Source organism: Curtobacterium sp. MCBA15_012 (assembly GCF_001864935.2).
Taxonomy (GTDB): Bacteria; Actinomycetota; Actinomycetes; order Actinomycetales; family Microbacteriaceae; genus Curtobacterium.
On sequence record NZ_CP126267.1, the window covers coordinates 1736522 to 1750072 of the forward strand.

13 protein-coding genes are annotated in these 13551 nt (G+C 72.9%); 11 read left to right on the forward strand and 2 right to left on the reverse strand.

From position 1 onward, the window contains the following. Positions 1-11 precede the first annotated feature (11 nt). The 10 genes from QOL15_RS08000 to csrA are packed head-to-tail and all read left to right on the forward strand — an operon-like array spanning position 12 to position 8632. Positions 12-890: a flagellar motor switch protein FliM gene (locus tag QOL15_RS08000; protein ID WP_065962955.1), complete on the forward strand. Its 879-nt coding sequence runs from the start codon at positions 12-14 to the stop codon at positions 888-890. Beyond that, positions 887-1591 (forward strand): flagellar motor switch protein FliN, encoded by a 705-nt coding sequence (fliN, locus tag QOL15_RS08005; protein ID WP_071247205.1) that lies wholly within the window; start codon positions 887-889, stop codon positions 1589-1591. Before QOL15_RS08000 ends, fliN begins: the two co-directional genes overlap by 4 nt. Positions 1592-1599: 8 nt before the next feature. Further along, positions 1600-2190, forward strand: a complete 591-nt coding sequence (locus QOL15_RS08010) for a flagellar biosynthetic protein FliO (RefSeq protein ID WP_071247203.1) — start codon at positions 1600-1602, stop codon at positions 2188-2190. After that, a complete protein-coding gene (fliP, locus tag QOL15_RS08015) occupies positions 2187-3008 on the forward strand; it encodes a flagellar type III secretion system pore protein FliP (protein WP_065962960.1) in 822 nt (273 codons plus the stop codon). The genes QOL15_RS08010 and fliP overlap by 4 nt, the downstream gene beginning before the upstream one ends. After that, on the forward strand, positions 3008-3283 hold the full coding sequence (locus QOL15_RS08020; RefSeq protein WP_071247201.1) for a flagellar biosynthetic protein FliQ: 276 nt from the start codon (positions 3008-3010) through the stop codon (positions 3281-3283). Before fliP ends, QOL15_RS08020 begins: the two co-directional genes overlap by 1 nt. After that, complete coding sequence (locus QOL15_RS08025) at positions 3283-4059, forward strand: flagellar biosynthetic protein FliR (protein WP_071247199.1); 777 nt, start codon at positions 3283-3285, stop codon at positions 4057-4059. The genes QOL15_RS08020 and QOL15_RS08025 overlap by 1 nt, the downstream gene beginning before the upstream one ends. A 6-nt stretch (positions 4060-4065) precedes the next feature. Further along, positions 4066-5268, forward strand: a complete 1203-nt coding sequence (locus tag QOL15_RS08030) for a flagellar biosynthesis protein FlhB (RefSeq protein WP_065962967.1) — start codon at positions 4066-4068, stop codon at positions 5266-5268. Further along, the gene (locus QOL15_RS08035) at positions 5265-7319 is read left to right on the forward strand and encodes a flagellar biosynthesis protein FlhA (RefSeq protein ID WP_071247197.1); all 2055 of its coding nucleotides are present in this window, start codon (positions 5265-5267) and stop codon (positions 7317-7319) included. Before QOL15_RS08030 ends, QOL15_RS08035 begins: the two co-directional genes overlap by 4 nt. After that, complete coding sequence (locus QOL15_RS08040) at positions 7294-8292, forward strand: hypothetical protein (protein ID WP_071247195.1); 999 nt, start codon at positions 7294-7296, stop codon at positions 8290-8292. The genes QOL15_RS08035 and QOL15_RS08040 overlap by 26 nt, the downstream gene beginning before the upstream one ends. Positions 8293-8296: 4 nt before the next feature. Beyond that, a complete protein-coding gene (gene csrA, locus QOL15_RS08045; protein ID WP_253181655.1) occupies positions 8297-8632 on the forward strand; it encodes a carbon storage regulator CsrA in 336 nt (111 codons plus the stop codon). A 186-nt stretch (positions 8633-8818) separates the two neighbouring features. On the opposite strand, the gene QOL15_RS08050 is transcribed toward csrA, so the two are convergent. Next, positions 8819-10912: an acyl-CoA dehydrogenase gene (locus QOL15_RS08050; protein WP_071247193.1), complete on the reverse strand. Its 2094-nt coding sequence runs from the start codon at positions 10910-10912 to the stop codon at positions 8819-8821. A gap of 210 nt (positions 10913-11122) precedes the next feature. Between QOL15_RS08050 and QOL15_RS08055 the strand changes: the two genes are divergently transcribed. Then, complete coding sequence (locus QOL15_RS08055; RefSeq protein ID WP_071247191.1) at positions 11123-12586, forward strand: peptide MFS transporter; 1464 nt, start codon at positions 11123-11125, stop codon at positions 12584-12586. A 680-nt stretch (positions 12587-13266) separates the two neighbouring features. Here QOL15_RS08055 and QOL15_RS08060 read toward each other — a convergent pair. Beyond that, positions 13267-13542 (reverse strand): hypothetical protein, encoded by a 276-nt coding sequence (locus QOL15_RS08060; protein ID WP_139197471.1) that lies wholly within the window; start codon positions 13540-13542, stop codon positions 13267-13269. Between the last annotated feature and the right edge of the window lie 9 nt (positions 13543-13551).

The following is a 13551-nucleotide window of genomic DNA, read 5'->3' on the forward strand; positions in this document are numbered from 1 at the left end:
AGACGCCCTACGTGACCGAGACCCTGCCCGCGCCCGAGGTGTACGACTTCGCGCGCCCGTCGACGCTCGCCCGCGAGCACGCACGGGTCCTCGAGCTCGCCTTCGAGACCTTCGCGCGGCAGTGGGGCACGCAGTTGACCGCCAAGGTCCGCGCGGTGAGCCAGGTCACGTGCGGCCAGGTGCAGATCCGCACCTACGACGAGTACGCCTCGTCGCTGCCCGCGCTCACCGGCATGGTGCTGCTGCCGATCGCCGGTCTCGTGCCGAAGGGCGTCCTCCAGGTGCCGCTCGACGCCGCGCTGACCTGGGTGTCGCACGCGCTCGGCGCCTCGAAGCCGCTGCCGACCCCGGAGCGCACCTTCACGCCGATCGAGCAAGCCCTCGTCCGCAAGATCGTCGAGGACGCCCTCGACGACCTCCGGTACTCGTTCGGCGGCCTCCTCGCGCACGAGGTCACGACGGGCGGCTTCCAGTTCAACAGCCAGTTCGCCCAGGCCGCCCAGAAGGGCGACCTGATGATCGTCGCCTCGTTCGACATCCGCGTCGGCGACCGCATCGCCCCGGGCACGCTCGCGCTGCCCGCCGAGGCGGTGCTGCCGCAGCTCGGCGAGGACACCGCGAGCGTCACGGCCGCCGACGCGAAGGCCCTCCTCGACGCGCAGCTCGCGGCCGTCCCGGTCGGCGTCGGCCTGCGCTTCGCGCCCGCCACCGTCCTGCCCGCGCAGGTGCTCGGACTCGCCGTCGGCGACGTCCTGCCCCTGCCGCACCCGCAGCACCGTCCCCTCACCATCGCGGTCGACGGCGAACCCGTCGGCACCGCCGCCGTCGGCGCGAACGGCTCGCGACTCGCGGGCATCGTCGTCACGACCACCTCGGAGCAGCACGCATGAGCACGACCACCCTCCACACGACCGCCGCCGAGTCGCTCGCGGCGCAGCTCCCGACGGCGGCTCCCCTCACCGCGACGGCCCAGCCGGGAGGCGCGACCCCCGTCGTCCTCGGAGCGGCGGCCGACGCGGTGGTCGCCTCGTTCGTCGGCGGCCTGTCGGCCGACCTGGCCCTCGTGCTCACCGACCTCGACGCCGTCGTGGCCGCCGGCGGCACCGACGCCGGGATCGTCGACGTGACCGACGTCCTGCGCCCCTCGCTCGAGGCCGCCGCGGCGGTCCTCGGCGTCGGTGTCCTCGGCGACGCCCGCCGCGAGTCGGCCTCGTCGCTGTTCGCCGACCCGGACACGGTCGTGTTCGAGCTGTCGTCGGCCGGCGTCACCGGGGGCTGGTTCGGCATCCGGGTCCGCGAGAACGGCACGGTGTCGGCCCCCGCGGTCGCAGCCGCGACGCCCACCGGCAACCTCGGCCGGATCAACAACGTCGAGATGACCCTGACGGTCGAGATCGGCCGCACCCGGATGTCCGTGCGGGACGTGCTCGGCATGGAGCCCGGAGCGGTCGTGGAGCTCGACCGGAGCGCCGGTGCACCCGCCGACGTCCTGCTGAACGGCCGGCTCATCGCGCACGGCGAGGTCGTCGTCGTCGACCAGGACTACGCGGTGCGCATCACGAAGATCCTCGACGTCGCCGAGAGCGTCTGAGCCCGCCGGTGGACACCCTCGTCATCGTCCTCCGCGTCGCGCTGTCGCTCGGCATCGTGCTCGCCCTCATGTGGGTGCTGCACCGCCGCGTCGCGAAGGGACAGCTCGGCCGGACGAAGGCCCGCGGACGCCGTTCGGCGACCGTCGAGGTCGTCGGCCGCACCGGCATCGGCGGCAAGGCGAGCGTCGTCGTGGTCGACGTCGAGGGGGAGCGGCTCGTGCTCGGCGTCTCGGAGCACGGCGTCGCCCTGCTCACGAGCGGCCAGGCCCCCGCACCCGAGCTCGCGATCGTGACCGGCCCCGTGGTGCTCCCGACCGTGCCCCGCGCGGTCCCGTCCGCACCCGACGCGCCCGCCGCACGCTCCGTGGCCGAGCCGACCACCACCTCCGCCGACCGGTTCCGTGCGGAACTGGAGCAGCACGTCGACCCGGCCACGGTCCTCCCGACCGACGCGGCGGAGCCGCTGCCCATGCGTCCGCGCAACCGCCGTCCCCAGCGCACCGCGCTGCCGACCGCGCAGCAGCTGCAGGGCTCGATCCTGTCGGTGGACACCTGGCGGCAGGCGGCCGCCGCGCTCCGTGACCGGCGGGCCGGGTGACCGCCGCCCGCGCCGGGCGCACCCTCACCGTCGTCCTCCTCGGCACCGCGGTCGTCGCCGGTGTCGTCCTGCTCACCGCGACCGGCGCGCACGCCGCGGGGGTCGTCCAGCCGACCGCGCCCGCGACCCCGACGGCCCCGGCGACCGGCGACTTCAGCGTCAGCGTGAACGGCCCGGACGGTGCGCCGTCGTCGGCGGTCGTGACGCTGCTCGGCATCACGCTGCTCAGCGTCGCGCCGGCCCTGCTGCTCATGATGACGTCGTTCACGAAGATCTTCGTCGTCCTCGCGATGACCCGGAACGCCCTCGCGCTGCAGGGCATCCCGCCGAACCAGGTGCTCGCCGGGCTGGCGCTGTTCCTGTCGTTGTTCGTGATGGCGCCGGTCCTCGGGCACGTCAACGACGACGCCCTCCAGCCCTACCTGGCGGGGCACATCGACTTCGCGAAGGCCGTCGAGCTCGGCACGAAGCCGCTCCGGACGTTCATGCTGCACCAGACCCGCGAGGAGGACGTCGCCCTCATCACCCGCGCGGCCGGCCAGGCGAACCCGAAGGACATGGACGCGGTCCCGATGACCACCGTGATCCCGGCGTTCGTCATCTCCGAGCTGCGGAGCGCGTTCATCATCGGGTTCGTCATCTTCATCCCGTTCCTCGTCATCGACCTCGTCGTCTCCGCTGCGCTCATGTCGATGGGCATGATGATGCTCCCGCCGGTGATGATCTCGCTGCCGTTCAAGATCCTGCTGTTCGTGCTCGTCGACGGGTGGGGGCTCATCATCACGTCGCTCATCCAGAGCTACCAGGTGGTGCACTGATGAACCAGCAGGCCGTCATCGACCTCACGCTGCAGGCGCTCCTCGTCGCGGGCAAGCTCGCCGCACCCGTCCTCGTCACCTCGCTCGTGGTCGGGTTCGCGATCTCGCTGTTCCAGTCCGTGACCCAGATCCAGGAGGTCACGCTGTCGTTCGTGCCGAAGGCCGTCGCCGTCGCGATCGCCCTGGTCGTCTGCGGCAACTGGATGATCGCCGAGATGGTGTCCTTCACGCACGTCGCGTTCGACATGATCCCGAAGCTGCTCGGGACCGGCTGATGGACCTCGTCGTCGACGCGTCCCGGCTCGAGGCCACGATGCTCGCGGGCGTGCGGCTCGTCGCGTTCTTCGTGCTCGCGCCGCCGTTCGCGTACCGGGCCTTCCCCGCGATGGTGAAGGTGATCCTCGGCCTGGCGCTCGCGATCGGGGTGGCACCGCGGGTCGCCGCCGGGTACGTGTCCCTCGACACCGGGGGGTTCCTGCTCGCCCTGCTCACCCAGCTCGTCGTCGGGCTGGCCCTCGGCTTCCTCGTGTACCTCGTCTTCGCGGCGGTGCAGTCCGCCGGCGCGCTCATCGACCTGTTCGGCGGCTTCACCCTCGCGCAGGCGTTCGACCCGCAGTCGCAGGTGAACGGCGCGCAGTTCACCCGCCTGTTCCAGATGGCCTCGCTCGCGCTGCTGTTCGCCAGCGGCGGGTACCAGCTCATCGTCGGCGGGCTCGTGCGGTCGTTCGACGCGGTCCCGCTCGTCGGCGCGGACGGGGCACCGGGGACGCTCGCGCTCGGACCGCTCGCCGGGGTGCTCGTCGCCGCGCTGTCCCAGATGTTCCTCGCGGCGCTGCAGATCGCCGGTCCGCTCGTCGTCGTGCTGTTCCTCGCGGACGTCGGCCTCGGCCTGCTCACCCGGGTCGCACCCGCGCTGAACGCCTTCCAGATGGGCTTCCCGATCAAGATCGGCCTGACCGTCGTGTTCGCCGGCGCCCTGTTCATGGCCCTGCCCGCGGTCGTGTCGTCGCTCACCGGCGACGCGGTCGCGGCCATCACGGGACGGGGGTGAGGCCCGGTGTCCGACAGCGGGGAACGGTCCGAACAGGCCACCCAGAAGCGCATGCGGGAGGTGCACCGGAAGGGGCAGCTCGGCCGGTCGCAGGACCTCGGCGCGTGGACGGGCATCGCGATGGCGGCGCTCGTCATGCCCGCGACGATCGGCAACGCCGCGGCGGCCGGCGAGCAGCAGCTCCGCGCCGTGCAGCACGTCATCGCGGAACCGTCGCTCGCGGTCGCCCGGCAGGCGCTCACCGACGCGCTGGCGTCCCTCTCGGCCACCCTCGGGCCGATGCTCGCGGTCGTCGCGGTCGCGGTCCTCGCCGTCTCGGTCGTGCAGGGCGGCGTGCACGTCCGCCGACTCACCCCGCAGCCCGACCACTTCGACCCGGTCGCCGGGGTCAAGCGTGTGTTCGGCGTCCAGGCGCTCTGGAACGGCGTGAAGGCGCTCCTCAAGACCGCGGTCGTCGGACTCGTCCTGTGGTTCGCGGTGCAGTCGCTCGTCCCCGTGCTCATGTCGAGCGGGTCGCTGCCGCTGTCCTCGGTGCTCGATGCCGCCCGCGAGGGCACCGGCACGCTGCTCCGCGCCGCCGTCGCCGCCGGGCTCGTCCTGGCCGCGCTCGACGTGTTCGTCGTCGTGCGCCGCAACCGCAAGCGCACGATGATGACCAAGCGCGAGGTCAAGGACGAGTCGAAGCACAGCGAGGGCGACCCGCTCGTCAAGTCGCAGCGACGCTCCCGCCAACTCGCGATGAGCAGGAACCGGATGGTCGCCGCGATCGGCGACGCCGACGTCGTGATGACGAACCCGACGCACTACGCGGTCGCGCTCAAGTACGAGCCGGGCCGCTCCGCACCGCGGGTGACAGCCAAGGGCGCCGGGCCGGTCGCGCAGGTGATCCGCGAGCGCGCCGAGCAGGAACGGGTGCCGATCGTCCGCGACGTCCCGCTCACCCGTGCCCTGCACGCCGCGTGCGAGCTCGGGCAGGAGGTGCCCGTCGACCTCTACACGCCCGTCGCCCGGGTCCTGTCCTTCGTGATGGCCCTGAGGACCCGCGGGGCCGCGACCGGCACGCACCAGGCGCCGCGGCCGACCACCCCGGACGAGGTCGCGACCGTCCTCGACCCCACCACGCTCACCGGCGACCTGCGTCCGCGCCGAATCCGCCCGTCCCGTCCCACCGCCGACCCCTCGGCCGACCCGCAGGGAGCTCCCGCATGAACCGCAAGGACACCGTCAAGCTCGCCGTCCCGATCTTCATCGTCGGCATCGTCCTGCTGCTGATCCTGCCGGTGCCGTCGTTCCTGCTCGACGTGCTCATCATCTGCAACATCCTGCTCGCGCTGGTGATCCTGCTCACGACGCTGTTCGTGAAGAAGCCGCTCGACTTCTCGGTGTTCCCGTCCCTGCTGCTCGTCGCGACGCTGTTCCGGCTCGGGCTCAACGTCGCCTCGACGCGGCTCGTGCTCGGCCAAGGGTTCGCGGGCGACGTCATCCAGGCGTTCGGCCACGTCGCGGTGTCCGGGTCGGTCATCATCGGCGCGGTCGTTTTCCTCATCCTCGTCGTCATCCAGTTCGTCGTCGTCACGAAGGGCGCCGAGCGCGTCGCCGAGGTCGGGGCCCGCTTCACCCTCGACGCGATGCCGGGCAAGCAGATGGCGATCGACGCCGACCTCAACGCCGGGCTCGTCACCGACGCCGAGGCGAAGGAGCGCCGCGCGGCGGTCTCCGCCGAGGCGGACTTCTACGGCGCGATGGACGGTGCGTCGAAGTTCGTCAAGGGCGACGCGATCGCGGGCATCCTCATCATCGTCATCAACCTCGTCGGCGGCATCGCGATCGGCATGGTGCAGAACGGGCTGTCCGTCACCGACGCCCTGTCGAAGTACGGCATCCTGACGATCGGCGACGGCCTGGTCACGCAGATCCCGGCCCTGCTCATGGCGGTGTCCACGGGCATGATCGTGACCCGCTCCGGCGCCGAGACCGACATCGGCTCCTCGGCGGCGCAGCAGCTGTCGCAGTCCCGGAACGCGCTCATGATCGCCGGCGTCGCGGCGATCGCGATGGGGTTCATCCCCGGGATGCCGATCGTGCCGTTCCTGCTCATCGGCGCCGGGCTGCTGTTCGCCGGCTGGCGACTCGGGCAGCAGGCGAAGCGGCAGGAGGCCGAGGCCGCGCAGCAGCAGGCCCTCGCGGCCGCCGCACCGTCCGCCGACACCCCCGAGGACCTGCTCGAGCAGATGCGCGTGCACGCCCTCGAGATCCTGCTCGCCCCCGACCTGGTCGACATGGTGTCCGGGTCCTCCGACGACCTGCTCGGCCGGGTCCGCGCGCTCCGCCGCAAGATCGCGGTCGACATGGGCATCGTCGTCCCGCCGGTCCGGACCCGCGACAGCATCGAGCTCCCGCCGTCGACCTACGCCGTGCGCATCGCGGGCGTCGAGGCCGGCCGCGGCACCGCCCCCGCGCGGAGCGTCCTGGCTCTCGGTGACCAGCTCGACGGGCTGCCCGGCACGGTGACCGTCGAGCCGGTGTTCGGGCTCGCCGGCAAGTGGGTGCCGGCCGAGCTCCGCCACGCGGCCGAGATGACCGGCGCGACCGTGATCGACCGCGTCTCGGTGCTCGTCACCCACCTGCAGGCCGTGATCGGCGACAACGCCGCGCGACTGCTCACCCGCGAGGACGTGAAGGTCCTCACCGAGGGCGTCAAGCAGGTCAACCCCGCCGCCGTCGAGGAACTCGTGCCCGGGATGCTCTCGCTCGCCGAGCTCCAGCGTGTGCTGCAGGGCCTCCTCGCCGAGCGGGTCCCGATCAACGACCTCGGCCGCATCTGCGAGGCGCTCACCCTGCGCGCCAAGGTGTCCTCCGACCCGGAGGGGCTCGTCGAGGCCGCCCGCGCCGCTCTCGGGCCCGCCCTGCCGGCACGCCACGCCGAGGACGGCACGCTGCGGGTCATCATGATCGACCCGCTGCTGGAGCAGTCGATGCTCGAGGGGCTCCGGCCGTCCGAGCAGGGCACGCAGATCGTGCTCGACGCACACCGCATCGAGCAGGTCCTCGGGTCCCTCCGCGACGCCGTGCGCTCGGTCGAGGAGCAGGGCCTGTCCGCGGTCCTCGTCTGCGCGCCGCAGCTGCGCCCCGCCGTGCACCGGATGGTGTCGGCGCAGGCGAACGGCCTGCCCGTGCTGTCGTACCAGGAGGCCACCGCCGCGGGCTCCACCATCGAGACCGTGGGGGTGGTCCGTGCCGCCGACCCGATCGCTGCGTAGCGGTCCGACGCTCGAGGCCGTCCGCGACGCCGTCCGCGCCGAGTTCGGCCCGGGCGCCCGGATCGTCTCCGCCGAACGCGTCACCACCCCCGGCATCGGCGGGCTCTTCAAGCGTGCCCACGTCGAGGCCGTCGTCGAGGTGCCCGACCCCGGCACCCCCGTCACCGCCCGCGTCGCGATCGCCGACACCCCCGTCACCCGCGTCGGGATCGCCGCGCTCCTCGCCGAGGCCGACGAGACCGAGGCACGCATCGCCCGCGCCGACGGCACCGCGACGGCACGGGCCGACGCGTTCGCGTCGGTGCTCGACGGCTTCGTCGCGGACGGCATCGCGCCCCGCGCACCGCGCCCGACGGCGGACCCGCCGGAGGCGGGCCGGGTCGACGGGGCCGGGTCGCGCCTCCAGGACGGGTACGACTGGCGTGACGCAGCTGACCTCGCTGACGGACGTGACCGCGGTGACGGTGGTGACCGCCGCGACGGTCGCGACGGTCGGACGGGAGGCGCTGGTGCGGTGGCCGCGTCGGCTGCGGTCGACGGGGTGGTCGGTGCTGCGCTCGTGGGTGCGTCGCTGCCCGCCGTGCGGTCCGCGGACGGCGACCTCGTGCTCCTGGTCGGGCGCGCGGGGGACGTCGACGCGGCTGCCGGGGTCTTCGCGGCCCGGTACGCGCTGCGGGCCACGCCCGCTGCCGACCGACGGTCCGGGATCCTCGCCCGGGCCGACGGGGTGCGGCAGGGGCACGCCCTGCTCGGCGTCGCGGCGTGGGACGACGCGGCGACCGTCGCGGGGCTCGCCCCGGACCAGGTGTGGGTCGTCGTCGACGTGGGCCGCAAGCACGAGGACACCGTCGCGATGGTCGCAGCCGTCGCGTCGCGCACGCCGGTCGCCGGGATCGTCGCGATCGGGGCGGGGGAGACCGCCACGCCGGAGTCGGTGCACCGACTGGGCGTCCCCGTGCTGTCGCTAGGCTGACGGAGTGCTGGTACTCACGCGGAAGGTCGGCGAGCGGATCCTCGTCGGTGACGACGTCGTCATCACGGTCCTCGACAGCCGGGGCGACGGTGTGCGGATCGGCATCGACGCGCCGCGCGGGGTGAAGATCCAGCGCGAGGAGGTCGTCCGCGCCGTCATCGAGGCGAACGCCGAGGCCGCTGCGGCCGCGTCCGGAGCCGGTGCGCCGGGGACGTCGGCGGGTCCCGCGGGTCCGGCCGGTGGCGGGTCGGGTGCTGGTGCCGCTGGCGGGACGGCTGACGACGCCGAGGCGCGACTGCGACGTGCGCTCGGCGCGGATCGTCCCCGCGGCGAGGGCTGAACCCCGCGACGCCGACCTGACGCGTGTCGTCCGGCTGCGGTGCGGGTGCCCGCTGCGCGGTCGCGCCCGCGGTGTGGGTCCCCGCTGCGCGGTGTCGGTGCCCGCGGCGCGGTCGCGCCCGCGGTGTGGGGGCCCGCTCGGCGGCCCCGCACGCGCTCGCGATGCGCGCGGAGCCGGTCCGACGCGCTAGGGCCGGGGCTTCTTCTCCTGCTCGGGGAGTCGTCCCGCCGCCGCCTCGGCCGCGAACCACGCCGCCGCCTCGTCCTGTCGGGCGCGTTCCTCGCCGAGGGCGATCGGCGCGCGGACGTGCTCGGGCGCGTACCCGAACGACTCGATGAGCTGCGGGACGATCGGCACCACGCGGGCGATGAGCCGGTCGACGTAGGCCGAGACCGCCCGAGCGCGCTGGGCGCTCAGCCGACCGTGCACGAGGTACCAGTCGAGGTGCTGCTCGAGCAGGCCGAGCGCGAACAGGTCGCGGAGCCAGACGAGGACCGTCCGGGTGTCGCCGGGCGCCACGGACTCGATCGACTCGGTGAACGCGTCCCACTGCATGAGCTCGGCGTGGGCCTTGGCGGCCTCGATGAGCTCGTGCTGCGACCGGTTGAGCAGCCGCGCCGCCTTCGGCCGGTCCTTGCCCGCCGAGGCGAGTCGCATCCCGATCTCGGTCACCATCGTGTCGACCCGGCCGGCGAGCAGGGCGCGCTGCGTCGACGGGTCCTGCAGGTCGGCGACCGAGGCCGCCATCGAGCCGCGGTCGACCACGGTCTGCCCGAGCCGTCGGATGCCCGAGGCGTCGGCGAGCTTCGAGGCCGCCTGCGCCGCGACGAACTTCGCGGTCGAGGTCGGGTCCTTCGGCGCACGCGCGCGGAAGTCGGTCAGCAGGCGCTTGCCGACGAGCTGCAGCAGGATCGTGTTGTCGCCCTCGAACGTCACGTAGACGTCGAGGTCGGCGCGGAGCCCGGTGAGCCGGTTCTCGGCCAGGAACCCGGCACCACCGCAGGCCTCGCGTGCCTCCTGCAGGGTGTCGAGGGCCGACCACGTGGACATCGACTTGAACGCCGCGGCCTGGGTCTCCAGGTCCTCGCGTCGCTGGGGCGTGTCCTCGCGACCGCTGAACACGTCGTCGAAGGTACGGAGGAGCTTCTCGTGCGCGAAGGACTGCGCGAACACCGTCGCCAGGCGCGGGATGAGCCGGCGCTGGTGCCGACCGTAGTCGAGCAGCACGCCCTCCTCGCCGCCCCCGGTCGGGAACTGCCGGCGTTCGCGCGCGTACGTCAGCGCGATCTGCAGGGCGAGCTTCTGCGCGACGACCGCGGCGCCGTCGAGCGACACACGGCCCTGCACGAGGGTGCCGAGCATGGTGAAGAACCGGCGGCCGGGCGACGCGATCGGCGACGAGTACGTGCCGTCCTCGGCGACGTCGCCGTAGCGGTTCAGCAGGTTCGTGCGCGGGACCCGGACGTGGTCGAAGTGCAGCCGACCGTTGTCGATGCCGTTCAGGCCGCCCTTGACGCCGTCGTCCTCGCCGCCGACACCGGGCAGGAACGCGCCCTCGTCGTCGCGCAGCGGGACGTAGAACGCGTGCACGCCGTGGTCGACCCCGGCGGTGACGAGCTTCGCGAAGACGACCGCGGCCTTGCCGTGCAGTGCGGCGTTGCCGATGTAGTCCTTCCACGCACCCCGGAACGGCGTGTGGATGACGAACTCCTGCGTGTCGGGGTCGTAGACCGCCGTGGTCGCGATGCTCTGCACGTCGGAGCCGTGGCCGGTCTCCGTCATCGCGAAGCAGCCGGGGACGTCGAACCGGATGATCCCGGGCAGGAACTCGCGGTGGTTCCGTTCGGTGCCGAGGTGGTGCACGGCCGAGCCGAAGAGCCCCCACTGCACGCCGGCCTTGATCTGGAGCGACGGGTCGGCGGTGGTCAGCTCCTCGAACGCGGCGAGGTTGCCGCCGTGGTTCTCCTGGCCGCCGAACTCGAGCGGGTAGGGGCGCTGGATGGCCCCGGCGTCGACGAGGATCTGCAGCTGCTCGAGCGCGCGGGCGCGGTGCTCGGCGAGCGGCTGCCCCTCGATCTTGTGCAGCGCGGGGTCCTTCGACAGCCGGCGCGAGATGCGACGGTCCTCGGCCCAGCGCCCGAGCAGGAGCTCGCCGAGGAGCGTCGTGTCGATGCGGACGTCGGTGTCGGTGGCGCCGATCGGGGTGCCCGCTGCCGGGTCGCCCGTGGCGTCGGCGTTCGGGGCCTCGGTGCCGGGGCGTGCGGGTGCGGTGTCGACCATGGTGGGAGCCTTCCTGAACTGCTCTGTCCGTGTTGCAGAACCCACGCTAGGCACCTTCGTCGACAGTCGCCCGGACGCCGTGCCGGTGCACAACCGCGTCCCGCAGGAGCGGGTGGTCGTGGTGGGAACCCTCCAACACACACGGTCCGGGATTGATGAGCGGGCATCGTCGATTTCCGGGCAGGCCCGACCACGGGGGAGACTGAGCGGATGTCTGGAACCACCGCACCACCGAAGCCGAAGCAGGAACGCACGTTCTTCGGGCAGCCGTTCGAGCTGTCCACACCGTTCGCGGTCGAGCTGTGGGAGCGGTTCTCGTTCTACGGGATGCAGGGCATCGTCCTCATCTACATGTACTACTCGCTCACGAAGGGCGGGCTCGGCATCGACCGCGGGCTCGCGACCGGGATGATGGGCGCCTACGGCGGCTCGGTGTACCTGTTCACGATCATCGGGGCCTGGGTCGCCGACCGGTTGGCGGGCGCGGACCGGACACTGTTCGGCAGCGCGGTGATCGTCATGCTCGGCCACGTCGCGCTGGCCCTCGTCCCGGGCGTCGCGGGTGTCGGAGCCGGTCTCGTGCTCATCGCGCTCGGGTCGGGCGGGCTGAAGGCCACCGCGACGACGATCGTCGGCGGGCTCTACTCGCGGGACGACCCGCGGCGTGACGCCGGGTTCTCGCTGTACTACCTCGGCGTCAACCTCGGTGCGTTCGCCGGTCCGCTCCTGACCGGCCTGCTGCAGAGCACGCTCGGCTTCCACTGGGGCTTCGGGCTCGCAGCCGTCGGGATGGCCGCGGGCCTCGTGCAGTACGGCGTCCGGCGCCGCAAGCTGCCCGAGGTCGTCCGCCACGCCACGAACCCCGTCGACCGACGTCGGCTGCCGCTGGTCGCGGGCATCGCCGTCGTGGTGCTCGTCCTCGTCGTCGTGGCGGTGCTCACGGGCCTGCTCACCGTCAGCACCCTGCCGAGCATCGTGGTCGCCGTCGTGGTCGTGGCCACGATCACCTACTTCGTCGTCATCCTGACGAGCGGCATCACGGCCGAGGAACGGTCCCGGGTCCTCGGCTTCATCCCGCTCTTCGTCGCGAGCGCGGTGTTCTGGTCGCTGTACCAGCAGCAGTTCACGGTCGTGACGACCTACGCCGACGAGCGCCTCGACCGGTCGCTGGGGCACTGGACGATGCCCGTCGCGTGGGCGCAGTCGATCAACCCCGTCTTCATCATCCTGCTGTCCGGCGTGTTCGCCGCGGTGTGGACGAAGCTCGGTGACCGGCAGCCGTCCACCCCGGTGAAGTTCGCCCTCGGTACGGGCATCATGGGCCTCGCCTTCCTGCTCTTCCTGCCGTTCGCCGGCACGGGCGAGCACGGCACCCCGCTCGTCGCCCTGGTCGGCATCCTGCTCGTGTTCACGATCGCCGAGCTGTTCCTGTCGCCCGTCGGGCAGTCCATCGCGACGAAGCTCGCGCCGGCACGCTTCCAGACGCAGATGGTCGCGCTGTTCTTCCTGTCGGTGTCGCTCGGCACCGCGGTCACCGGTGTGCTCGCGAAGTACTACGACCCGACGAACGAGGCGCCGTACTTCACGGTACTCGGCCTCGCGGCGGTCGCCGTCGGGGTCGTGCTGCTCCTGTGCACGAAGCCGGTGCTGCGGCTCATGCGCGGCGTGCGGTGACCCTCCGAGCGGTCGCACGGCGCGCGGCGCACAGCGGACGCGACCGCCGTGCGTGGCGGCACGGACCGTGTGCCGCACCGACCCCCACTGCTGCCGTCCGGTAGCCTGGACGCAGTCACCCCGGCCGGTCAGGTGCCGGCCCCGGAACCGAGGAGTCCCCAATGCTCGAAGTCATCGCAGGCGTCATCATCGGCATCGGCGTCCTCGGCGGCGTGGGGATGTGCATGGCGGTCGCCGCCATGATGAAGAGCGGTTCCGAGGAGTACTGAGTCCTCGCGGGCACCGGGCCGAGCGTCCGGGTCCGAGCACGACGGCGCCCCCGTCCGACCACGTGTCGGCGGGGGCGCCGTGCTGTCCGGCGGCGGTGCCGCCCAGACCCGTCCCAGCCCGCCCCGTCCGCCCCGTCCCAGCCCGCCCCGTCCGCCCCGTTGCACCGTTGCCCGGCTGGCATCTCGCGAAAGCGACAGATCCGCGTGGACCATCCGCCACGATCTGTCGCTCTCACGGGTGCGACGGCTGCACGGCTCCGAGATGTGTCGCGTCCGCAGCACACACGACGACCGGTCGGTCAGCGGCCGACGGACCCGCCGTCGGCCGGCTGGGTCAGGGACTCCGCGACGAACGTCCGGGGTCCGGGGTCGGGCGTCGGGGGTCGGGGGTCGTGGGTCGGCCGTCAGGCGTCAGGCGTCAGGCGTGAGCGGCACGAGCTGCCGGGTCAGGACCGTCGCCCGCTCGTAGGGGCCGCGCCCGTCCTCGGTGTAGACCGGTTCGTCGAACGCGACGACCCACGCACGTTGGAGTCCGCCGATCTGGTTCCCGCCCGGTGCGACGACGACACCGACCGGGTCGCCCGCCCAACGCTCCCCGCCGCGGTCGCCGTTCACCACCTGCACGAGCGCGCCGATGCCGACACCGGGCTCGTCGGGACGGGAGGTGGGGGAGCGGCGGCCGAACACCCGCCCACC

Excerpts from the sequence above, each read along its gene's own strand:
- fliN (WP_071247205.1), top strand. The coding sequence starts at position 887 with ATGAGCACGACCACCCTCCACACGACCGCCGCCGAGTCGCTCGCGGCG.
- QOL15_RS08020 (WP_071247201.1), top strand. The coding sequence starts at position 3,008 with ATGAACCAGCAGGCCGTCATCGACCTCACGCTGCAGGCGCTCCTCGTC.
- QOL15_RS08025 (WP_071247199.1), top strand. The coding sequence starts at position 3,283 with ATGGACCTCGTCGTCGACGCGTCCCGGCTCGAGGCCACGATGCTCGCG.
- QOL15_RS08035 (WP_071247197.1), top strand. The coding sequence starts at position 5,265 with ATGAACCGCAAGGACACCGTCAAGCTCGCCGTCCCGATCTTCATCGTC.
- QOL15_RS08050 (WP_071247193.1), bottom strand. The coding sequence starts at position 10,912 with ATGGTCGACACCGCACCCGCACGCCCCGGCACCGAGGCCCCGAACGCC.
- QOL15_RS08055 (WP_071247191.1), top strand. The coding sequence starts at position 11,123 with ATGTCTGGAACCACCGCACCACCGAAGCCGAAGCAGGAACGCACGTTC.